A 21363-nucleotide genomic window follows, 5' to 3' on the forward strand; every position below is an offset into this window, starting at 1 on the left:
TCGCGGGACAAGCCCGCTCCCACCGCCGCTGATTTCAGTGGGCTTCGCCCGCTTTCAGGCCTTGCGGCAATTTGCGCGTCATCATCACCGCCAGCATGCTGATCGCCAAACCGATACCGACAAAATGGAAGGCGTCGTTGTAGGCCATGATCATCGCCTGCTGGTGGGTAATCTCACTGAGTTTGCCCAGCGCCGCACTTTCACTGCCCAGTCGTTCCGCCAGTTGCGCCAAGCGCTCTGCCACTTGCGGGTTGGTCGGTACCACCGATTCGCGCAGGTAATCGAAATACACCTTGGCGCGCGCATCCAGCAGGGTCGCCAGCAGGGCAATGCCGATGGCGCCGCCGAGGTTGCGCAGAATGTTGAACAGGCTCGATGCCGACCCGGCATCCTGCGGCAGGATGTAGCTGGTGGCGATCAACGAGATGGTGACCATGATCATCGGCTGCCCCAGTGCACGAATGATCTGGATATGGTTGAACTGCTCGCCCGCGAAATCCGGGTTGAGAACCCCGGAGCCGAAGCTGGCCAGGCCGAACAGGCCAAAGCCCAAGGTGCAGAGTATCTTCGGCGAAATCACCTTCATCAGTTGCGGCACCAACGGAATCAGAAACAGCTGCGGCACGCCCATCCACATGATCACTTCGCCAATCTGCAGGGCGTTGTAATTCTGGATTTGCGCCAGATACAGCGGTAGCAGGTAGATCGATCCGTATAACCCAACCCCCATTCCCAGGCTGGCGATGCTCGACAGGCCGAAGTTGCGGTTGCCGAGGATGCGCAGGTTGATCAGCGGGTTGGGTTTGGAGAACTGCACGATCACAAAGGTGATCAGGCTGAGCAGGGCGATACTGCCAAGGCTGACAATCAGCCCGGATTCCAGCCAGTCTTTGCGGTGACCTTCTTCCAGGAACACCTGCAGGCAGCCCAGGCCCACGCCGAGGGTGACGATGCCGACGTAATCGGTGCTTTTCAGCAGCTCCCAGTGCGCCTCTTTCTTTTCCAGGCCATACATCAGGCCACCGATCATGATCAGACCGGGTGGGATGTTGATGTAGAAGATGTACTCCCAACCCCAGTTTTCGGTCAGCCAGCCGCCCAATGTCGGTCCGATGGACGGCGCGAAAGTAGCCGTCATGGCAAACATGGCCATGCCTTTGGCGCGGTGGTGCTCAGGCAGCTTGATCAGCGTCAGGGTAAACGCCAGCGGAATCAGCGCACCGCCGGTAAAACCCTGCAAGGCGCGAAAGATGATCATGCTCTCCAGGTTCCAGGCCATCGAGCACAGCAGCGACGAGACCAGAAAACCCAGTGACACCCACACCGCCAGGCGCCGTGCCGACAGCAGCTGCACCAGCCAGGCGGTGAGCGGGATCATGATGATCTCAGCGACCAGGTAAGAGGTCGAGATCCACGAGCCTTCTTCCAGGGTGGCCGACAGCGCGCCCTGGATATCTTTGAGCGAGGAGTTGGTGATCTGGATGTCCAGTACCGCCATGAACGCACCGAGCATCACACTCATGACCGCGATCCAGTCGCGTCGGCTCGGTTCGCCGACGGGACGGATCAGTGCATCACCGGCCATTGTCGGCTGTATTCCGGATATCCACGGTGGCAGTGACGGACATACCCGGGCGGATTCGGCCTTGCAGTGGGTTGTCGGCCGCGAAGGTCAGCTTGACCGGAATGCGTTGCACCACCTTGGTGAAGTTGCCGGTGGCGTTGTCCGGTGGCAGCAGGCTGAACTGGGCACCTGAGGCGGCGAACAGGCTGTCGACCCGGGCGCTGATCGGTTCGTCTGGGTAACTGTCAAAAACCAGTTCGGCCTGCTGTCCCGGCAGCATGTGGCCAATCTGGGTTTCCTTGAAGTTGGCCTGGATCCAGATGTCTTGGTCCGGAACGATCGACAGCAGGTAGGCGCCGGCTTGTACCACCTGGCCATTGCGTGCCGCGCGCTGGCCAATCATGCCGCTGATCGGTGCATGGATTTCGCTGCGGGTCAGGTTCAACTCGGCCTGGGCCAGGTCGGCACGGGCATTGACGATCTGCGCGTCCAGGCGCTTGATTTCGGCGCTCAGGGCATTGACCTGCTGACGCTGGCCTTGCAGGTCGGCTTGGGCTTTGCTCACCTGGGAGCGGGCGACATTGTTTTCTGCCGACAGGGTAGTGACCCGTTCTTCGGAAACAAAGCCGGGTTTGCGCAGCGCCTGGGCGCGGTTGAGGTCAAGTTCGGCGCGGCCGAGGGTGGCCTGGTTGGCGGCGACCTGGGCCTGGCCGGCGGCAATCAGGCTGGATTGTTGGGTCAGGCGGCTTTCAGCTTGCAGGCGCTCGGCCTGGCGGGTGTCGAGGGCAGCACGCGCGCGTTCCACGGCCAGGCGGAAATCGTCCGGCTCCAGGCGGACCAGCAGGTCGCCTTTGTTGACATGCTGGTTATCCTGCACCAGCACTTCATCGATGCGTGCACTCAGTTGGCTGGAAACCCGGGTGATTTCGCCCTGGACATAGGCGTTGTCAGTACTCTCGAAAAAGCGTCCTTTGAAGTACCAGTGAGCGAGAAAGGCGAGGGCGATCAGCACAACCAGGGTCAGGAAAACCAGCAGGCGGCGTTTAAGTTGAGCGGGCATGTGTACCATCGTTCCAAAAATGTAAGCAAATTTAACCGTGTTTGGATCCAGCACCACAAGTGCCGATCGCGCCCATTGCTGGAGCCCGGTGCCCGCTCCCTGTTAACATTCAGCCTTTGATTCATCTCTAGTCCGAGACTCTCCATGACCACCGTTCGCACGCGTATCGCGCCTTCACCTACTGGCGATCCCCACGTCGGCACCGCCTATATCGCCCTGTTCAACTACTGCTTCGCCAAGCAGCACGGCGGCGAATTCATCTTGCGTATTGAAGATACCGACCAGCTGCGTTCGACTCGTGAGTCTGAACAGCAGATTTTCGACGCCCTGCGCTGGTTGGGTATCGAGTGGAGCGAAGGCCCGGATGTCGGCGGCCCGCATGGCCCTTACCGGCAGAGCGAGCGTGGTGACATCTACAAGCAATACGCTCAGCAACTGGTCGACATGGGTCACGCCTTCCCGTGCTTCTGCACCGCCGAAGAGCTCGACCAGATGCGTGCCGAGCAAATGGCGCGTGGCGAAACCCCGCGTTACGACGGCCGTGCCTTGCTGCTGTCGGCAGAAGAAGTGCAGCGTCGCCTGGCTGCCGGTGAGCCGCATGTCATCCGCATGAAAGTGCCGAGTGAAGGCGTTTGCGTGGTACCGGACCTGCTGCGCGGCGATGTCGAGATCCCGTGGGACCGCATGGACATGCAGGTACTGATGAAGACCGATGGCCTGCCGACCTACTTCCTGGCCAACGTCGTCGATGACCATTTGATGGGCATCACCCATGTGCTGCGTGGCGAAGAATGGCTGCCGTCGGCTCCCAAGCTGATCAAACTGTACGAATACTTCGGTTGGGAACAGCCAACCCTGTGCTACATGCCGCTGCTGCGTAACCCGGACAAGAGCAAGCTGTCCAAGCGCAAGAACCCGACCTCGGTGACCTTCTACGAGCGCATGGGCTTCATGCCGGAAGCCATGCTCAACTACCTGGGCCGTATGGGCTGGTCGATGCCGGACGAGCGCGAGAAGTTCTCCCTGGCCGAGATGGTCGAACACTTCGACCTGTCGCGGGTGTCCCTGGGTGGGCCGATTTTCGATATCGAGAAGCTGTCCTGGCTCAACGGCCAGTGGCTGCGCGACCTGCCGGTGGAAGAATTCGCCGCACGGGTGCAGAAGTGGGCGTTCAACAGCGACTACATGATGAAAATCGCCCCGCATGTGCAGGGCAGGGTAGAGACCTTCAGCCAGATCGCCCCACTGGGGGGCTTCTTCTTCGAAGGCGCGCTGAAGCTCGATGCCAAGCTGTTCGAACACAAAAAGCTGTCGGCCGACCAGGTGCGCCAGGTCATGCAACTGATCCTGTGGAAGCTGGAAAGCCTGCGCCAGTGGGAAAAAGAGCGCATCACCGGTTGCATCCAGGCGGTGGTCGAAGCGCTGGAACTGAAGCTGCGTGATGCCATGCCGCTGATGTTCGCTGCCATCAGTGGCCAAGCCAGCTCGGTATCGGTGCTCGACGCCATGGAAATCCTTGGCCCGGACCTGACCCGTTACCGCTTGCGCCAGGCACTTGATCTGCTCGGTGGCGTGTCGAAGAAAGAAAACAAGGAATGGGAGAAGCTGTTGGGCACCATCGCCTGATAGTTTTCGCGGGGCAAGCCCGCTCCTACCAGACGGTAGGAGCGGGCTTGCCCCGCGATGCTTTTCAGCCCGCTACCCAGCAAAACCGGGCATTCGAAGGTAAGTGTTTGTTATCTCGGAAAAAAAATTCAAAAAAAGTCGAAAATAAATTTGACAGGTGTGCAATCCGATCTTAATATGCGCCCCGTCCACAGCGATGAACGAAACGAAGCGCGAAGCACCCAGCCAAGCGATTCAGTTCAAAGCGACATTGTGGGGCTATAGCTCAGCTGGGAGAGCGCCTGCATGGCATGCAGGAGGTCAGCGGTTCGATCCCGCTTAGCTCCACCAAATTCCGATTCGTAGTCAGCTACACTGACTGCGGAGTCAACCAGGTTCCAGCAGCCGGGTTGTTAAGGTAAGAAGGTTCGTCCCCTTCGTCTAGTGGCCTAGGACACCGCCCTTTCACGGCGGTAACAGGGGTTCGAGTCCCCTAGGGGACGCCAGTTTTACACAAGCGATATCGAAAGACATCGCTGGGCCGCGAGGCTAGAAATCTGGGGCTATAGCTCAGCTGGGAGAGCGCCTGCATGGCATGCAGGAGGTCAGCGGTTCGATCCCGCTTAGCTCCACCAATTTTGCCAGGATTCGTGAAAACGGATCTGCACGAAGGTTACAAGTCCCCTTCGTCTAGTGGCCTAGGACACCGCCCTTTCACGGCGGTAACAGGGGTTCGAGTCCCCTAGGGGACGCCATTTTACCCACTTTGTGGGATTTCAAGGCTCATTCGATTATTGAATGAGCCTTTTGTTTTTGCCTCGAAAAAAGTTTCCCTCCACTGCAAGTGTTTGCCGCGCGACGAGCGGCACACGAAAGCGCTTGCAGAAAAATATTATGAGAATAATATTTCGAGCATAATATTCGGAGGCGAGTCATGAACGACAAAAAAGCAAAAACCCGTGAACGGATTCTCGATGCCGCCTGCAGTGCCTTGATCCAGCACGGCCCCGCCGAGCCCAGTGTCAATCAGGTCATGGGGGCTGCCGGGTTGACCGTCGGTGGCTTCTACGCGCACTTCGACAGCAAAGACGCGTTGATGCTGGAGGCCTTCAGCCAACTGCTCTCTGAACGTCGCGCCTTGTTGGCCGAAGTAGACCCGAACATGACAGGTGAGGAGCGCCGGGCGCTGGTTGCCGCGTTCTACCTGTCACGCAAGCACCGTGACGCCACCGAACGTGGCTGCCCATTGCCCACCGCCTTGAGCGAGATGGCGCGTCTTCCTGATGCCTTTCGCCAAGTGCTGGCCGACCACCTTGAACAGATGATGGCCAACCTCGCCGACAGCCCCGAAGACGCCGATAAAGTCCTGGCTGACATGGCCTTGATGATCGGTGGCCTGGCCCTGGCCCGCGCCTTGGGCACTGACGAGTTGTCTGACCGTATCCTGCGTGCCGCCAAGTCGGCGGTTGTCTGACTCGCACTATCCACCGGAGCGAAGCGATGAATACCTTGAGCTGGATTCGTAGCGTAAACGGTACCCTCGGACACCTGGCGCCGGAGCACATCGCCGGCAAGATGCGGCGCGCTTTCATGACCCCGCGTAATTTGCCGCCGCGTGAGTGGGAGTTGCCACTGCTGGCGAGCGCCGAGCGCATTACCCTGCGTTTCGGATTATCGGCGTTGCGCTGGGGGCAAGGGCCTACGGTGTTGTTGATGCATGGTTGGGAAGGGCGGCCGACTCAGTTCGCCCATCTGATCAATACCCTGGTGCAATCCGGCTATACAGCCGTCGCGTTGGAAGGGCCTGCCCATGGTCATTCGCCGGGCGATCAGGCACATGTCGTGCTGTTTGCGCGAGCGCTGCTGGAAGCCGCTGCCGAGTTACCCCCCTTGAAGGCGGTGATTGGCCATTCCATGGGCGGCGCCAGTGTGCTGTTGGCCTTGCAGTGGGGCCTGCGTGCAGAGGCTGTAGTGAGTATTGCTGCGCCAGCGCGATTGATTGGCGTGCTGCGTGGTTTTGCGCGGCGTCTGGGCATGCCGACCCGCTCGCGCGCAGCGTTCATTCGCCAGATTGAGCGCGATCTTGGTGTACAGGTATCGCGCCTGGATGTGAGTGGCTACCAACTGGAAATGCCCGGCCTGATCGTCCACGCTGAAGACGATCAGTTGGTACCGGCCAGTGAAGCGCAGGTTATTCACGATGCTTGGTTCGATAGCCGGTTGATGCTGTTGCCTGAAGGCGGGCATCAGCGTGTGCTGGCTGATTCGCGGGTAGTTGAAGGCATCATGGCTCTGCTTGAGCGTCGCACGTTACCTGCGGAGCAATCGGCTTGAGGGCTAAGGCGCCGCGCTAACGGAAAAGGCGGCGTCCTGAGTCAATGACTTAATGAACGCTTCATCGAGTGACGTTGCGTTGTATCTTTTCAAGTAGTCCTCGCCGCCTGTGAATGTTAAGAACTGGCCATTGCTGATCGAATGGAATACATCACAATGGTTTGCCAACTCCTCAATGTAGTGAGAAGACACCAGTATGGTGGTGCCTTGGCTCGCAGCCTGGCGCAGGCATTGCCATATGTAATAGCGGAATTCGGGATCGACACCTGCTGTAGGTTCATCGAGGATGACCAGATCGCTAGGTATCAGCAGCAGCGATAGAGTGAAAAAACATCGTATTTCCCCGTAGCTGCAAACAGCAGGCTTTTTCTTGCTGATTTCCCGGTAGCGATTGCCAATTTGGACTGGCCACTGTGCCAACTTGGCGGCGACCTGTGCAGCGGATGGCGGGTTTGCGCAGGTGAGCGCCGCCAACAGCTTGAAGACTTCACTCATGCGAAGTGAACTCGGTGTCGATAAGGTCTGCGAGAGGTAAAGCTGTGTATTGGCCGTGTTCGTCACCGTACCGGATTGCGGTCTTCGGAAACCGCAAAGCATATCGAAAAAGGTCGTCTTGCCTGATCCGTTGGGGCCTAGCAGGCCAGTGATTGTGCCTTGCTTGATCTCAAGGGACGCCTTGTTGAATAAGTTTTTGTTGCCAAAGCTATGGCTGATTTCGCGAACGCTGAGTAAGTTCATTAGTAGCGGCTCCACACAGGCTGAATGCGAAGAAACTTGTAGAGAATCCAGCTGCAGGCCAACAGCAATACTATTGCACCTATCGCTATAAAGATGAGATTGGGTGGATTATTGATAAGTGCTTGCGCCACTATCAGCGGGTTGAACGAGTTGAAGCCTTCAAGTGGACTGCCTGAGGTTGCGCCGAGGTAGCTGAGCGATAGCATCATGAAAGAAGCAATCGAGAATAGCGTACTTGCGGTCGAGAACTTCAGTGGCAAGAGTGCAATCAGCAGCCCGATAGATGAGAAAACGGTGTAGCAAATAAAAAAGCGGAGCAGCAGAGTTGCTAACTCTACTGCCGAGTAAGCTCCAAACGCTGGGCGTGTCACTAGATAGAATACAGTGCCGTAGCACAGGGCGATAAGCGAATATCCGATAATGTGTGCGCATAAATACAGCGCAATTGATGAGCGCTGATAGATGAATGAGCGAACGAATCCGCTTTCACGTCTGCCGATCAGATAAAAGCTGCAACCGAAGAGGGCAGTGCTTGACGCTATGTAGGCATAAAACCAGGATGAAGCAAGTGTGTAGTCGGTGGTGAGGGTTTCTCCGTTGCTCCGTAGAAAAGTCAGAAAATAAAAGAAGGCACAAGGTGAGGCGATCGTCCAGAGGATGGCGATGGGTTCGCTGATTTGTTCCTTGAAAAATATATGTACAAGTGTTTTGAGCCTGCGACTTGTTTTGTTTGTTGATTTTTTCATGCTTTGGATTACTCACCGTTTTTTTTTTGTGAGTGTTTAATGCATTAAATGTTCAGTGTCAAAGTGGGTGGTGTGTGGTTTTTATTTTTGTTTTTTTATCTTGGTTGGGTGTGGTGTTTTATATTCTCTCAGGTGATTCTTTTTATTTTGTAAGAGTGCTCTTTGATTTTATTTTGTGTCAGTTCTGTATTTTTCTTTTGTAGGGCTGCTCTTTGTTTCATCAAGAAGGGTCTGCTTTTTGTGTGATTTGTTCTGGCGGCGATCATTTGAGAGGTTTACTTTGTTTTACAAAAAATGCGCGTTGCGACGAGTGGTTTGGGAATAGTTTCCTGGCTATCTATGAGCATGAAGCGATTGGTTGGAACGCGAGTTAGCAGTCCGCCTCAGTCCTACGTCTTTACGACGCGGCAATCCGCCTAAGCTTCCGTTACACTCTGCCCGTTCATCACAGACCTGGAGCGGGCATGAGTTGGGATCTGGCAACACCGTTCATCATCGATCTGCGTGTCGCAGCCGACGATATCGATGGCCTCGGCCACGCCAACAATGCGGTCTACGTGACCTGGCTGGAACGCTGTGCCTGGCGCCATTCCCAGCGTCTGGGGCTGGATCTGGCTGAATATCGGCGCCTGGACCGGGCGATGGCGGTGGTCCGCCATGAGATCGATTACCTGGCGGCAGCATATGAGGATGATGAATTGCAGTTGGCAACCTGGATCGTCGATTGGGATCAGCGCCTGAAGATGACCCGACGCTTCCAGCTGGTACGCCCCAGCGATGGCACGACCTTGCTGCGTGCGCAGACCACGTTTGTCTGCATCGAGTTATCCACAGGGCGGCCGAAGCGCATGCCGGGCGAGTTCATAGACGGCTATGGCCCGGCGCTGATGGTCGGAGCGCTGTAGCTCACGGATTTTGCTAGACTGCGGGCCTTTTTCGCCCGAGATGCAAGCCATGCAAATTGCCCTGGCCCCGATGGAGGGGCTGGTCGACGATATCCTTCGCGACGTACTGACTCAGGTCGGCGGTATCGACTGGTGTGTCACTGAGTTCATTCGCGTCTGCGACCGGCTGTTGCCTGCTCCGACCTTCGACAAGCTGGCACCTGAACTGCGCCAGGGTGCGCAAACCGCTGCCGGGGTGCCGTTGCGTGTGCAGTTGCTCGGGTCTGACCCTGTTTGCCTGGCAGAAAACGCCGTGCTGGCCTGCGAGCTGGGCGCGCCGGTGATTGATCTGAACTTTGGTTGCCCGGCCAAGACTGTGAATAAGTCTCGCGGCGGGGCGGTGTTGCTCAAAGAGCCGGAACTGCTGCATGCCATTCTGCGTGAAGTGCGCCGCGCTGTCCCGGCGCATATTCCGGTGACCGCCAAGATGCGTCTGGGCTTCGACAGCCCGGATGGCGCCCTGGATTGCGCGCGGGCGCTGGCCGAGGGCGGGGCTGAGCAGTTGGTCGTGCATGCGCGCACCAAAGTCGATGGTTACAAGCCGCCTGCTCACTGGGAGTGGGTCGCCAAGGTGCAGGATGTGGTCAAGGTGCCGGTGTACGCCAACGGCGAAGTCTGGACCCTGGATGATTGGCGGCGTTGCCGCGAAGTCAGTGGGGTAGAGGACATCATGCTCGGTCGTGGTCTGGTGTCGCGCCCGGACCTGGCTCGGCAGATTGCCGCTGAGCGTGATGGCGTTGAGTTCGTGCCGATGGACTGGCAGAGCCTGTTGCCGCTGATTCAAGACTTCTGGGGTCAGGCCCGGGCGCAGATGACCCCGCGTCAGGCGCCGGGGCGACTGAAGCAATGGGTGGCAATGCTGACCCGCACCTACCCGGAAGCGGTGGCGTTATTTACCGAGCTGCGCCGTGAAACCGACTGCGATCGGGTCGGGCAGTTGATCGGAGTAGCGGTCAGCGAGGCGGCCTGAAAAATTTTTCTGGTGTCGCTTGAAAAGCAGACGAGGGTCCTTATCTAGGTAGTACGCGATGCCGAAGTCGGGTCGCGTTACTACACAAACTCGCTGATTTTCAGGAGATGTACCATGACTACTGCTTTTTCTCTGGCTCCACTGTTCCGTCATTCCGTAGGCTTCGACCGTTTCAACGACCTGTTTGAATCTGCGGCGCGTAATGAGGCGGGTAGCAGCTACCCACCCTACAACGTTGAAAAACATGGCGATGACCACTATCGAATTGTCGTTGCTGCAGCTGGTTTCCATGAGCAGGACCTGGACCTGCAAGTGGAGAAGGGCGTCTTGACCGTCACTGGCGGCAAGCGTGAAGGCAACGGCGAAAGCGTCACCTATCTGCATCAGGGCATTGCCCAGCGGGCGTTCAAGTTGTCGTTCCGCCTGGCCGACCATATCGAGGTCAAGGCTGCGGCACTGGCCAACGGTCTGCTCAGCATCGACTTGCTGCGCATTGTGCCTGAAGAGGCCAAGGCCAAACGTATCCCGATCAATGGGGATAGCAAGCCTGCACTGAACTAAGTGCTGTGGTGAAAAGAGGGCACCTTCGGGTGCCCTTTTTTATGGTTCACGGATTGTCGGGGGAAGAATTGGCTTTGAGGGCTGCGGGCTTATCCCTTCGATGTGGTGACTGTGTTGGCCCCTTCCGCCCTTACGGCGGCCTACTTTCTCGCGGGAAAGTAGGCAAACCGCTCGCTCCTGCATCCGGCCCTACGCTGCACTTCGGGTTCCTTCGCTCCGGCATTGCTCCCGTGAGGACCGCGCTAACGGGCCATCCATGGCCCGAAGCGCTTGACGGGCTCCTGCCCGTCACCTCACTACGCAATACCTCCACTCAGCCTCCTGAAGTCGCAGACCGTGGCGCCTGAACTAACGCGCACGCAAAGCAAAAGCAAAGCGACAAACCACCCCAACCGACATTAGCGAAGCTAACGCCAGCCCAGGCGCTGCCCGTAACTTAGCGACTTCAGGAGGCCGACCGGAGGACTTGTCGCGGTGGGAGCGGGCTTGCCCCGCGATCTGGCGCGATATAGCAAATCGCGGGGCAAGCCCGCTCCCACCATGTGTCCGGTCCATACACCAAGAAAAAAGGAGGCCGCCACAACAAATGGATAAGCTCACAGCTCACAAACCAAAACCAATCCTTCCCAAGGATCCATGAAGAACCTTTTTTATGGGGGTTGTGGAATGTCGGGAAGGATTGCTGGCTTGCTGCAGTAGTGGGCACTCAATGATCCGCAGGCGCCTCCAGTAGCAATTGCCGGAACTGCCCCAACGGCAGCGGCCTGCTGTGCAGATAGCCTTGATACAGGTAACACCCCTGCCGTTCGAGAAACGCCAATTGCTCGGTCAATTCCACGCCTTCAGCAATCACCGCTAGCTCCAGGCTGTGCGCCATGGCAACGATGGCTCGAACGATTTCCGCGTCGTTAGGGTCCACAGGCGCGTCGCGCACAAACGACTGGTCGATTTTCAAGGCATCAACCGGTAAGCGTTTGAGGTAAGTCAGCGACGAGTACCCGGTGCCAAAGTCATCCATGGCAAAGCTCACGCCATAGCGTTTGAGTTCGCGCATTTTGTTGATGGTGTCTTCCAGGTTCTGGATAACGATGCCTTCGGTGATTTCCAGTTTGAGCATGTGGTAAGGCAAGCCGAAGTCATCCAGGCTACGCAGTACCCGCTCAACAAAATCGTTCTGACGAAACTGGCGCGGGCTGATGTTGACGCACAGGCTGAAGTCGTCAGCTTCGATCAGGTGGTCACGCAACATGCCGGCGCAGGCATCGCAGGCCTCATCGAGTATCCAGTTGCCAACTTCCAGAATCAGGCCGCTTTCTTCCAGAACCTGGATGAATTGGGCGGGCGGTTGCTGGCCCAGTTGCGGGTGGTGCCAGCGCAACAACACCTCGGCACCGACAATATGGTTATCGCGGGCATCAACCTGCGGCTGGAAGTGCAGGGCCAATTCGCCACGGGCCAAGGCCATGCGCAGGTCGCTCTCCATGCGCAGGCGCTCGCTGGCGGCTTTCTGCATGGTGGTGTGGAACAGTTGGGTGGTGTTGCGCCCGGAGTCTTTGGCCCGGTACAGGGCGATGTCGGCTCGCTTGAGCAGGTCGGCTGGGGTCGAGCCGTGATCGGGAATCAGCGCCACGCCAATGCTTGGCGTGACTTGCAGGCGTTGACCGTCAAGGAACATCGGTTCGGCGAGCAATTCGCGCAGGGTGTCGGCCAGTTCGCGGACTTTGTCCGTGACCTCGTCGCGGCTGCCGTCCAGGCCGCTGAGCAGTACCACGAACTCGTCGCCGCCCAGGCGGGCCACGGTGTCTTCCATGCGCACGCTGGCTTCAAGGCGCGCGGTGATGATTTTCAGCACCGTGTCGCCAACCGGGTGGCCGAGGGAGTCGTTGATGTGTTTGAAGTGGTCGAGGTCAAGGAACAGCAAGGCACCGCGCAGGTTGTGGCGTTTGAGCAAGGCGATCTGCTGGCTCAGGCGGTCCATCAGCAGGGCGCGGTTGGGCAGGTTGGTCAGGGGATCGTGGTAGGCCAGGTGGCGGATCTGTGCCTGGGCGTTTTTCAATTGGCTGACATCACGGGCGGTGAGCAGCAGGCAGTGGGTCTCGTTGAGGGTGATCGGCTCGATGGATACCTCCACCGTGAGGATATCGCCGCGTTTGTTGCGACCGAGCATTTCCCGGTGGTGCACACGGCCCTTGTCCTGCAGCTCGGCGATCAGCATGGAACGCTGTTTGTCATCGGCCCAGATGCCGATCTCATACACGGTGCGACCAATCACTTCGCCGGCGTTGTAACCGGTCAGGCGACAGAAGCCGTCATTGATCTCCAGATAACGGCCACTGACCAGCTCGGTGATGGTGATCGCGTCCGGGCTGGAATGGAACGCTTTGGCGAACTTCTCTTCGCTGGCCTTGAGCGCGGCTTCGGCCCGTTGTTGCTGGGTGATATCGCGCAGGGTGGTGACGCTGCAGGCGTGGTCGTCGACTTTGATCAGGCGGCTGGAAATCACGCAGGTCAGCGTTTGACCGTCTTTATGGTTGACCACGACGGCGACGTTGTTCAGCGCTTCGTCGCGGATCACCTGCTCGATTCGGCGGGCCCGTCCGGCAGACTCGGCCCATAAACCGACTTCCTCGGCGTTGCGGCCAATGACCTGTGCCGCGTCCCAGCCGAATGTCTGGGTGAAGGCCGGATTGATTTCGATGAATTGACCGTTGTCCTGACGCGTCACGCAGATCGGGTCCGGGCTTGCCTGGAACAAGCTGGCGAATTTTTCTTCCGAGCTGGTCAGGCGTTGCTCGCGCTCAACCTGATCGGTGATGTCGAGCAGGGTGCCGGCCATGCGCAGCGGATTACCCTGTTCATCGCGATACAGCCGGGCGCGGCTTTCGATATAGCGCACCGTGCCGTTTTCCAGTTGCACCTGGTAAGTGATCTGGTAGTTATCGGCCGGGCCTTCACGCAGGCTGCGGTAGGCCTTGCGCATGCTGTTGCGTTCTTGCTCTGGCACGCCTTCGAAAAACGCGTCGAAAGACTCATGAAACGGTTCGGCTTTCATCCCGTGCAGCTCGGCGGCGCGTGCCGAGCCGTAGAGCATCCCGCTGGGAATATGCCAGTCCCAGGTGCCGAGCTGGGCGGAATCGAGGGCCAGGTCGAGTCGTTCCTGGCTGTCTCTGAGGGCCTGGTCGGCGCGCTTGCGCTCGCTGGTATCGACGAAGGTGCTAAGCAGGTAGACGGTGCCTTCGAGCTCGATGTTCTGGGTGCTGAGAATGCCGTCGTGAACCTTGCCGTTGCTGGCGCAGAACTGCACCTCCAGCGTTACCGGGCCGCTGGTGCTGCGGGTGGCCTCAAGCACCAGTTGGCGCTGGTTGGGATTGGCCCACAGGCCCAGTTCGATGGTGGTTTTGTTGATCACCTGGTGGCCGGGCCAGCCCAGAGTCTGCTCGAAGTGTTGGTTCACTTCGTAGATCAAACCGTCGGAGCGACGCGTCAGCAACACCACGTTGGGGCTCAGGTGAAACAGGGTGGCGAAGCGTTTTTCCGAGTTGATCAGCGCCGTTTCGCGCTCGCGCTGGCGGGTGATTTCGCGGATAACGCCGATCATCTGCGGGCGGCCGTGTTTATCCTTGGCCATGCTACCGTTGATTTCCAGCCAGTGCAGGCTCCCGTCGGGCCAGCGGATACGGTGACGCAGGGCCTGTTCCACCGGCTCACCGTTAAGCACCGCATGAAACGCCTGCAAGGTGCGGGCGCGGTCTTCGATGGGCAGCAGGTCGAGGTAGTCGACGTCGTTGGGTAAGGGTTGTTGCGGGTCGAAGCCGAATAACGCCTGGGTGCCCCGTGACCAACTGATGTGCCCGGTCTCGACATCCCAGAACCATGCGCCCAGGTGCGCGCCATTCAACGCCGCCAGGAGTTGCGGGGCATTCTCCCAGGTTTGCTCCAACGCCTGGGGGTCTGCCGAATGGATACGCGGCAGACGCGGAAAGCGATTTACTGATTTGGGCATCGATACCAGACCTTTGGCAGATGACACGTCCTTGAGGGTTGTACTGACCGGTTTTACCTCAGTGGCTCAGGGCTGCTTGCATGGCTGTCGAGCAGTGCCATAAAGGCCTTGGCTGCATTCGATAACGTTCGTTCGGTGTGCAGAATGTAGCCTAGCTGGCGCGACAGCTGTACGCCCGGCAATGCGATAGGCGCAACCTGCTCATCGAGCATAGTACGCGGCAGCACGCTCCAGGCCAGGCCAATGGAAACCATCATTTTTATGGTTTCCAGGTAGTTGGTGCTCATGGCGATGTTCGGGGTCAGCCCCTGGGCTTCGAACAGGCGCTGAACAATATGGTGGGTAAAGGTGTTGCCGCCGGGGAAAACTGCCGGGTGATGGGCAATGTCAGCCAGGCTCACGGCGCCGTTGCAGGCCAGTGGGTGCTCTGGGGCGGCGACGAAATCCAGCAGGTCGTCCCACACCGGCACCGCCTGAATCAGCGCATGAGGCTCCGGGGCGAGGGTGATCACGGCGATTTCGGCGCGGCCGTGGAGTACTTCGTCGTAGGCCGCTTCCGAATCCAGAAACTCAATATCCAGTGCAACGGCTGGGTACTGGCGGGTAAATGCCCGTAAAACCGGGGGCAAGCGGTGCAGGCCGATGTGGTGGCTGGTCGCCAACGTCAAACGGCCTGCCACTTCACCGGTGAGGTTGGTCAGGGCGCGGCGGGTATCGTCCAGCACGTTGATGATCTGGTAGGCGCGCGGTAACAGGGCGCGGCCGGCTTCGGTCAGGTTGACCTCGCGGCCAAGGCGGTCGAACAGGCGCACATCCAACTGCTGCTCAAGCCCGGCAATGCGTTTGCTGATGGCCGGTTGTGTGAGGTGCAGGCGCTCGCCTGCCCCGGAAAAGCTGCCGGTTTCGGCCACGGCAATAAAGGCATTGAGGTTAGCGACGTCCACCGTTCTCGTATTCCTTGGAGTTATTCAAAGCATAAAAATTATGAATTTGAGTTATTCAATCTACCGTCATAGCATCGTCCGTACAAGCCAAGTGGTTATTGGCATAGAAAGACGCTGATGAGGAACAGTCTGATGGCCGGCAAAACGCTCTACGACAAGCTCTGGGATTCGCATTTGGTCAAACAGCGCGACGATGGTTCGGCGCTGATCTATATCGATCGTCACATCATTCACGAAGTGACGTCGCCGCAAGCCTTCGAAGGCCTGCGCCTGGCCAATCGCAAACCCTGGCGCATCGATGCCAACATCGCCACGCCGGATCACAACGTGCCGACCACCCCTGAGCGCAAGGGCGGTATCGACGCCATTGTCGATCAGGTGTCGCGTTTGCAGGTGCAGACCCTCGATGAAAACTGCGACGAATACGGCATCACCGAATTCAAGATGAATGACGTGCGTCAGGGCATCGTTCACGTCATCGGCCCGGAGCAGGGCGCCACCTTGCCGGGCATGACAGTGGTGTGCGGTGACTCGCACACCTCCACCCACGGTGCCTTCGGCGCCTTGGCGCATGGCATCGGTACTTCGGAAGTCGAGCACGTGCTCGCCACCCAGTGCCTGGTGGCCAAAAAAATGAAAAACATGCTGGTGCGTGTTGAAGGCCAGTTGCCGTTTGGCGTCACCGCCAAAGACATCGTATTGGCGGTCATCGGCAAGATCGGCACCGCCGGTGGCAACGGCCATGCCATGGAATTCGCCGGTAGTGCGATTCGCGACTTGTCCGTCGAAGGCCGTATGACCATCTGCAACATGTCGATCGAAGCCGGTGCACGTGTGGGCCTGGTGGCGACCGATGAAAAGACCATCGCCTACGTCAAAGGCCGCCCCTATGCGCCGAAAGGCGAGCAATGGCAGCAAGCCGTAGAGGCCTGGAAAGACCTGGTCTCCGACGCTGATGCCGTGTTCGACACCGTGATTGAGCTGGACGCCGCGCAGATCAAGCCGCAGGTCAGCTGGGGCACTTCGCCGGAAATGGTTCTGGCGGTTGACCAGCGCGTTCCGGATCCGGCGGCTGAAGCCGATCTGGTCAAGCGTGGCTCGATTGAGCGTGCCTTGAAGTACATGGGCTTGAGCGCCAATCAGGCGATCACCGATATCCAGCTTGATCGTGTGTTCATCGGTTCCTGCACCAACTCGCGAATCGAAGACTTGCGCGCAGCTGCCGAAATCGCCAAGGGCCGCAAGGTCGCTGCGACCATCAAGCAAGCCATTGTTGTGCCGGGTTCGGGCCTGGTTAAAGCCCAGGCTGAGCAAGAAGGCCTGGACAAGATTTTCCTCGACGCCGGTTTTGAATGGCGCGAGCCGGGCTGCTCGATGTGCCTGGCAATGAACCCTGATCGCCTGGAGAGTGGCGAGCATTGCGCCTCCACCTCCAACCGTAACTTTGAGGGGCGTCAGGGTGCTGGCGGCCGTACCCACCTGGTGAGCCCGGCGATGGCCGCTGCCGCCGCTGTAACCGGTCGTTTTGTCGATGTTCGCGAGTTGATTCAAGGGAGTGCAGCATGAAAGCCTTTACCCAGCACACTGGCCTGGTCGCGCCTTTGGACCGTGCCAACGTCGACACCGACCAGATCATTCCCAAGCAGTTTCTGAAGTCGATCAAACGCACCGGCTTCGGCCCGAACTTGTTCGATGAATGGCGTTACCTGGATGTTGGCCAGCCGTACCAGGACAACAGCAAGCGCCCGAAGAACCAGGACTTCGTCTTGAATCACGAGCGTTATCAGGGCGCCAGCGTGTTGCTGGCCCGTGAGAACTTCGGTTGCGGCTCAAGCCGTGAGCATGCGCCTTGGGCGCTTGAAGAATATGGCTTTCGCAGCATCATTGCGCCGAGCTACGCCGACATTTTCTTCAACAACAGCTTCAAGAACGGCTTGCTGCCAATCATCCTCAGCGATGAGGAAGTCGACGAATTGTTCAAGCAAGTCGAAGCCGACCCGGGCTATCAGTTGACAATCGATCTGCAGGCGCAGACGGTAACCCGTCCTGATGGCAAGGTGCTGAGCTTCGAAATCGACGCCTTCCGCAAGCACTGCCTGCTCAACGGCCTGGACGACATCGGCCTGACCTTGCAGGACCGCGATGCCATCGAAGCATTCGAAGGCAAGCACCGTGCGAGCCAGCCTTGGTTGTTCCGCGATGTTTGATTGAAGTCATCGCGGGGCAAGCCCGCTCCCAACGTAGGAGCGGGCGTGCCCCGCGATCAGCCCCACAATATTTTGAAGGCAAGCCAACATGGCCTGCCGCTTGATTCGAACAAGAGGAACCCATGAGCAAGCAGATTCTGATTCTCCCAGGTGATGGTATCGGTCCGGAAATCATGGCCGAAGCGGTCAAGGTGCTGGAGCTGGCCAACGACAAGTTCCAGCTCGGTTTCAGCCTGTCCCACGACGTTATCGGTGGCGCCGCCATCGACAAGCACGGCGTGCCATTGGCAGACGAGACCCTGGAGCGTGCACGCCAGGCAGACGCAGTACTGCTGGGCGCCGTAGGCGGCCCGAAGTGGGACAAGATCGAACGTGATATCCGCCCTGAGCGCGGCCTGCTGAAAATCCGCTCGCAACTGGGGCTGTTCGCCAACCTGCGTCCGGCGATCCTCTACCCGCAACTGGCCGATGCCTCGTCGCTGAAACCGGAAATCGTTGCTGGCCTGGACATCCTCATCGTGCGTGAGCTGACTGGTGGCATTTACTTCGGCGCCCCGCGTGGCACCCGTGAGCTGGAAGGTGGCGAGCGCCAGGCCTACGACACCCTGCCGTACAGCGAAAGCGAAATCCGCCGCATCGCCCGCGTTGGCTTCGACATGGCCCGCGTGCGTGGCAAGAAGCTGTGCTCGGTGGATAAAGCCAACGTTCTGGCCTCCAGCCAGCTGTGGCGTGAAATCGTCGAGCAAGTCGCCCAAGACTACCCAGACGTCGAACTCAGCCACATGTACGTCGACAACGCCGCCATGCAACTGGTGCGTGCACCCAAGCAGTTCGATGTGATGGTCACCGACAACATGTTTGGTGACATTTTGTCGGATGAAGCTTCCATGCTCACTGGCTCCATTGGCATGCTGCCTTCAGCGTCGCTGGATGCCAACAACAAGGGCATGTACGAGCCGTGCCACGGCTCTGCGCCGGACATCGCCGGGCAGGGGATCGCCAACCCGCTGGCGACCATTCTGTCGGTGTCGATGATGTTGCGTTACAGCTTCAACCAACAGGCGGCAGCCGAAGCAATTGAAAAGGCCGTCAGCCTGGTGCTGGATCAGGGGCTGCGTACTGGCGACATCTGGTCGGCAGGCTGCAGCAAAGTAGGTACGCAGGAAATGGGCGACGCAGTAGTCGCAGCGCTGCGGAATCTGTAATCTCTCGGGCCCGCTGCTGTTTTTCCTTGTGAAGCAGCGGCCCACTTTTTAGCAAAGGTGCAGTTGCGATGAAACGTGTAGGTCTGATCGGTTGGCGCGGTATGGTCGGTTCCGTGCTCATGCAGCGGATGCTGGAAGAGCAGGATTTCGACCTGATCGAGCCGGTGTTCTTCACCACCTCCAACGTAGGTGGCCAGGGTCCTGCTGTGGGCAAAGACATTGCCCCACTCAAGGACGCATACAACATTGAAGAGCTCAAGACCCTCGATGTGATCCTGACCTGTCAGGGTGGCGACTACACCAACGAAGTATTCCCCAAGCTGCGCGAAGCCGGCTGGCAGGGCTACTGGATCGACGCCGCTTCCAGCCTGCGTATGCAGGATGACGCGGTGATCATCCTTGACCCGGTCAACCGCAAGGTGATCGACCAGCAGCTGGATGCGGGTACCAAGAACTACATCGGTGGCAACTGCACCGTCAGCCTGATGCTGATGGGCCTGGGTGGCCTGTTCGAAGCCGGCCTGGTCGAGTGGATGAGCGCCATGACCTATCAGGCGGCATCCGGTGCCGGCGCGCAGAACATGCGTGAGCTGATTCGTCAGATGGGGGCTACCCACGCCGCCGTGGCCGACGATCTGGCCAACCCGGCCAGCGCCATCCTCGACATCGACCGCAAGGTCGCCGAGGCCATGCGCAGCGAAGCCTACCCGACCGAAAACTTCGGTGTGCCGCTGGCTGGCAGCCTGATCCCGTGGATCGACAAGGAACTGCCAAACGGCCAGAGCCGCGAAGAGTGGAAGGCCCAGGCCGAAACCAACAAGATTCTCGGTCGCTTCAAGAGCCCGATCCCGGTCGATGGTATCTGCGTGCGCATCGGCGCCATGCGTTGCCACAGCCAGGCGCTGACCATCAAGCTGAACAAAGATGTGCCGATCGCTGATATCGAAGGCATGATCAGCCAGCACAACCCGTGGGTGAAGCTGGTACCGAACCAGCGCGAAATCAGCATGCAGGAGCTGAGCCCAACCAACGTCACCGGTACCCTGAACATTCCGGTGGGTCGTCTGCGCAAGCTGAACATGGGTTCGCAGTACCTGGGCGCCTTCACCGTTGGCGACCAACTGCTGTGGGGCGCGGCCGAGCCGCTGCGCCGCATGCTGCGGATTCTGCTGGAGCGTTGATCTGACGCTGGCTGCACCTCCAGGCCCGTGCTGGTAACAGCACGGGCTTTTTTGTGCCCGCACTCACTGTAGGAGCGGGCTTGCCCCGCGAAGCGATGTGATTGGTAAACCGCAATCGCGGGGCAAGCCCGCTCCCACAAGAAGACAGTTGTGCCCACTGAGTCTGTGTAATCTTGGCCGCTATTGTGGTGTAAAGTGCCGCTCCCGCCGTTGCCGCAGAGAATGTCCCCATGAGCCAGCTTATTGATATCGCCGTGATCGGCGCCACCGGAACTGTCGGTGAGACCCTTGTGCAGATTCTCGAAGAGCAGGATTTTCCGGTGGGCACCCTGCATCTGTTGGCCAGCAATGAGTCGGCCGGCAGTGGCGTGATGTTCCGCAGCAAAAGCCTGCGTGTGCGTGAGGTCGACAGTTTCGATTTCAGTAAGGTCAAACTGGCGTTTTTCGCTGCCGGTCCTGCGGTGACGCGCAGCTTTGCCGCACGCGCCCAGGCCGCTGGCTGCGCCGTGATCGATCTGTCAGGCGGCCTGACCGCCGAGCAAGCGCCCGCGCTGGTGCCCGAGGCAAACGCCGCACGCCTGCAAAACCTGAAGAAACCGCTGCAAGTAAGCAGCCCGAGCGCCGCAGCGGTAGCGTTGGCCGTGGCCCTGGCGCCGCTCAAGGGCTTGCTCGATATCGAGCGTGTCAACGTCACTGCCTGCCTGGCGGTGTCGGCTCAAGGCCGCGAAGCCGTCAATGAGCTGGCGCGCCAGACTGCTGAGCTGCTCAATGCGCGCCCGCTGGAGCCGCGTTTCTTTGACCGGCAGATGGCGTTCAACGTGCTGGCCCAGGTCGGAGCGAACGACGCCGAAGGCCATGGTGCGCTGGAGCGCCGCCTGGTCAGCGAGTTGCGCGAAGTGCTGGAGCAGCCGGCCCTGAAAATTTCCGTCACCTGTATTCAAGTCCCGGTGTTTTTCGGCGATAGCTACAGTGTATCGGTGCAAAGCCGTGAACCGATTGACCTGGCGGCAGTCAATGCTGCGCTGGACGCTGCACCGAGCATCGAGTTGGTCGAGTCGGATGACTACCCAACACCGGTCGGTGACGCAGTCGGGCAGGACGTGGTCTATGTTGGACGGGTGCGCGGCGGAATTGATGATGACCACCAGCTGAACCTCTGGTTGACCACCGACAACGTGCGTAAGGGCGCGGCGTTGAACGCCGTGCAACTGGCGCAATTGTTGATAAAACATGTTGTGTAAAAGATACTTGCAGCTAATTTTTACCGAGATATTGCTCGCTTGCCGGGGGCGGTTCTTTCA

The 21363-nt window shown here is 58.9% G+C and carries 17 protein-coding genes and 4 tRNA genes; 15 read left to right on the top strand and 6 right to left on the bottom strand.

What is annotated here, in order from left to right:
- Nucleotides 1-34: 34 nt before the first annotated feature.
- Nucleotides 35-1585 carry a DHA2 family efflux MFS transporter permease subunit gene (locus tag ACP6KB_RS08045; RefSeq protein WP_442113200.1) on the bottom strand — a complete coding sequence of 517 codons (1551 nt, stop codon included), beginning with the start codon at nt 1583-1585 and terminating at the stop codon, nt 35-37.
- Nucleotides 1575-2624, bottom strand: coding sequence for an HlyD family secretion protein (locus tag ACP6KB_RS08050; protein ID WP_442113202.1), 1050 nt, complete (start codon nt 2622-2624; stop codon nt 1575-1577). The genes ACP6KB_RS08045 and ACP6KB_RS08050 overlap by 11 nt, the downstream gene beginning before the upstream one ends.
- Nucleotides 2625-2768: 144 nt before the next feature.
- Here ACP6KB_RS08050 and gltX point away from each other — a divergent pair, with 144 nt between their 5' ends.
- From gltX to ACP6KB_RS08085, 7 genes are all read left to right on the top strand, one after another.
- Nucleotides 2769-4250 (top strand): glutamate--tRNA ligase, encoded by a 1482-nt coding sequence (gene gltX, locus ACP6KB_RS08055; protein WP_442113204.1) that lies wholly within the window; start codon nt 2769-2771, stop codon nt 4248-4250.
- A 254-nt stretch (nt 4251-4504) separates the two neighbouring features.
- Nucleotides 4505-4580: transfer RNA gene (locus tag ACP6KB_RS08060), tRNA-Ala, on the top strand.
- Nucleotides 4581-4659: 79 nt separating this feature from the next.
- Nucleotides 4660-4735: transfer RNA gene (locus ACP6KB_RS08065), tRNA-Glu, on the top strand.
- A 53-nt stretch (nt 4736-4788) separates the two neighbouring features.
- Nucleotides 4789-4864: transfer RNA gene (locus ACP6KB_RS08070), tRNA-Ala, on the top strand.
- A gap of 44 nt (nt 4865-4908) precedes the next feature.
- Nucleotides 4909-4984 (top strand) — tRNA-Glu (locus ACP6KB_RS08075).
- Nucleotides 4985-5163: 179 nt separating this feature from the next.
- Nucleotides 5164-5703 (top strand): TetR/AcrR family transcriptional regulator, encoded by a 540-nt coding sequence (locus ACP6KB_RS08080; protein WP_442113206.1) that lies wholly within the window; start codon nt 5164-5166, stop codon nt 5701-5703.
- 26 nt (nt 5704-5729) lie between these two features.
- Nucleotides 5730-6563, top strand: coding sequence for an alpha/beta fold hydrolase (locus tag ACP6KB_RS08085; RefSeq protein WP_442113208.1), 834 nt, complete (start codon nt 5730-5732; stop codon nt 6561-6563).
- Between the two features lie 3 nt (nt 6564-6566).
- Here ACP6KB_RS08085 and ACP6KB_RS08090 read toward each other — a convergent pair whose 3' ends face one another.
- A complete protein-coding gene (locus tag ACP6KB_RS08090) occupies nt 6567-7301 on the bottom strand; it encodes an ATP-binding cassette domain-containing protein (protein WP_442113210.1) in 735 nt (244 codons plus the stop codon).
- Nucleotides 7301-8047 (bottom strand): ABC transporter permease, encoded by a 747-nt coding sequence (locus tag ACP6KB_RS08095; protein WP_442113212.1) that lies wholly within the window; start codon nt 8045-8047, stop codon nt 7301-7303. Before ACP6KB_RS08095 ends, ACP6KB_RS08090 begins: the two co-directional genes overlap by 1 nt.
- 464 nt (nt 8048-8511) lie before the next feature.
- Here ACP6KB_RS08095 and ACP6KB_RS08100 point away from each other — a divergent pair, with 464 nt between their 5' ends.
- From ACP6KB_RS08100 to ACP6KB_RS08110, 3 genes are all read left to right on the top strand, one after another.
- Entirely contained in the window at nt 8512-8952 is a 441-nt protein-coding gene (locus tag ACP6KB_RS08100; RefSeq protein ID WP_442113214.1) for an acyl-CoA thioesterase, read from the top strand.
- 49 nt (nt 8953-9001) lie between these two features.
- Nucleotides 9002-9961 (top strand): tRNA dihydrouridine synthase, encoded by a 960-nt coding sequence (locus tag ACP6KB_RS08105; protein ID WP_442113216.1) that lies wholly within the window; start codon nt 9002-9004, stop codon nt 9959-9961.
- Nucleotides 9962-10075: 114 nt separating this feature from the next.
- Nucleotides 10076-10522 carry an Hsp20 family protein gene (locus ACP6KB_RS08110; protein ID WP_442113218.1) on the top strand — a complete coding sequence of 149 codons (447 nt, stop codon included), beginning with the start codon at nt 10076-10078 and terminating at the stop codon, nt 10520-10522.
- Between the two features lie 706 nt (nt 10523-11228).
- Here the strand turns inward: ACP6KB_RS08110 and ACP6KB_RS08115 are convergent.
- The gene (locus ACP6KB_RS08115) at nt 11229-14525 is read right to left on the bottom strand and encodes a sensor domain-containing protein (RefSeq protein ID WP_442113220.1); all 3297 of its coding nucleotides are present in this window, start codon (nt 14523-14525) and stop codon (nt 11229-11231) included.
- Nucleotides 14526-14578: 53 nt separating this feature from the next.
- Nucleotides 14579-15469: a LysR family transcriptional regulator gene (locus ACP6KB_RS08120; protein WP_442113223.1), complete on the bottom strand. Its 891-nt coding sequence runs from the start codon at nt 15467-15469 to the stop codon at nt 14579-14581.
- A gap of 132 nt (nt 15470-15601) precedes the next feature.
- On the opposite strand from ACP6KB_RS08120, the gene leuC reads away from it, so the two are divergent.
- The 5 genes from leuC (at nt 15602) to ACP6KB_RS08145 (ending at nt 21303) form a co-directional block, all read left to right on the top strand.
- On the top strand, nt 15602-17035 hold the full coding sequence (gene leuC, locus ACP6KB_RS08125; protein ID WP_442113225.1) for a 3-isopropylmalate dehydratase large subunit: 1434 nt from the start codon (nt 15602-15604) through the stop codon (nt 17033-17035).
- A complete protein-coding gene (leuD, locus tag ACP6KB_RS08130) occupies nt 17032-17676 on the top strand; it encodes a 3-isopropylmalate dehydratase small subunit (protein WP_442113227.1) in 645 nt (214 codons plus the stop codon). Before leuC ends, leuD begins: the two co-directional genes overlap by 4 nt.
- A gap of 122 nt (nt 17677-17798) precedes the next feature.
- A complete protein-coding gene (gene leuB / locus ACP6KB_RS08135) occupies nt 17799-18881 on the top strand; it encodes a 3-isopropylmalate dehydrogenase (RefSeq protein ID WP_442113229.1) in 1083 nt (360 codons plus the stop codon).
- Nucleotides 18882-18949: 68 nt separating this feature from the next.
- A complete protein-coding gene (asd, locus tag ACP6KB_RS08140; RefSeq protein ID WP_442113231.1) occupies nt 18950-20062 on the top strand; it encodes an aspartate-semialdehyde dehydrogenase in 1113 nt (370 codons plus the stop codon).
- Nucleotides 20063-20292: 230 nt separating this feature from the next.
- A complete protein-coding gene (locus ACP6KB_RS08145; RefSeq protein ID WP_442113233.1) occupies nt 20293-21303 on the top strand; it encodes an aspartate-semialdehyde dehydrogenase in 1011 nt (336 codons plus the stop codon).
- Nucleotides 21304-21363 lie beyond the last annotated feature (60 nt).

The organism is Pseudomonas sp. NUPR-001 (assembly GCF_052147955.1).
Taxonomy (GTDB): domain Bacteria; phylum Pseudomonadota; class Gammaproteobacteria; order Pseudomonadales; family Pseudomonadaceae; genus Aquipseudomonas.

Coding starts and splice junctions, on each gene's coding strand:
- ACP6KB_RS08050 (WP_442113202.1), bottom strand. CDS start 2,624: ATGCCCGCTCAACTTAAACGCCGCCTGCTGGTTTTCCTGACCCTGGTT.
- ACP6KB_RS08105 (WP_442113216.1), top strand. CDS start 9,002: ATGCAAATTGCCCTGGCCCCGATGGAGGGGCTGGTCGACGATATCCTT.
- ACP6KB_RS08045 (WP_442113200.1), bottom strand. CDS start 1,585: ATGGCCGGTGATGCACTGATCCGTCCCGTCGGCGAACCGAGCCGACGC.
- ACP6KB_RS08100 (WP_442113214.1), top strand. CDS start 8,512: ATGAGTTGGGATCTGGCAACACCGTTCATCATCGATCTGCGTGTCGCA.
- asd (WP_442113231.1), top strand. CDS start 18,950: ATGAAACGTGTAGGTCTGATCGGTTGGCGCGGTATGGTCGGTTCCGTG.
- ACP6KB_RS08095 (WP_442113212.1), bottom strand. CDS start 8,047: ATGAAAAAATCAACAAACAAAACAAGTCGCAGGCTCAAAACACTTGTA.
- leuC (WP_442113225.1), top strand. CDS start 15,602: ATGGCCGGCAAAACGCTCTACGACAAGCTCTGGGATTCGCATTTGGTC.
- ACP6KB_RS08090 (WP_442113210.1), bottom strand. CDS start 7,301: ATGAACTTACTCAGCGTTCGCGAAATCAGCCATAGCTTTGGCAACAAA.
- ACP6KB_RS08085 (WP_442113208.1), top strand. CDS start 5,730: ATGAATACCTTGAGCTGGATTCGTAGCGTAAACGGTACCCTCGGACAC.
- ACP6KB_RS08080 (WP_442113206.1), top strand. CDS start 5,164: ATGAACGACAAAAAAGCAAAAACCCGTGAACGGATTCTCGATGCCGCC.
- ACP6KB_RS08110 (WP_442113218.1), top strand. CDS start 10,076: ATGACTACTGCTTTTTCTCTGGCTCCACTGTTCCGTCATTCCGTAGGC.
- ACP6KB_RS08145 (WP_442113233.1), top strand. CDS start 20,293: ATGAGCCAGCTTATTGATATCGCCGTGATCGGCGCCACCGGAACTGTC.
- leuB (WP_442113229.1), top strand. CDS start 17,799: ATGAGCAAGCAGATTCTGATTCTCCCAGGTGATGGTATCGGTCCGGAA.
- gltX (WP_442113204.1), top strand. CDS start 2,769: ATGACCACCGTTCGCACGCGTATCGCGCCTTCACCTACTGGCGATCCC.
- ACP6KB_RS08115 (WP_442113220.1), bottom strand. CDS start 14,525: ATGCCCAAATCAGTAAATCGCTTTCCGCGTCTGCCGCGTATCCATTCG.
- leuD (WP_442113227.1), top strand. CDS start 17,032: ATGAAAGCCTTTACCCAGCACACTGGCCTGGTCGCGCCTTTGGACCGT.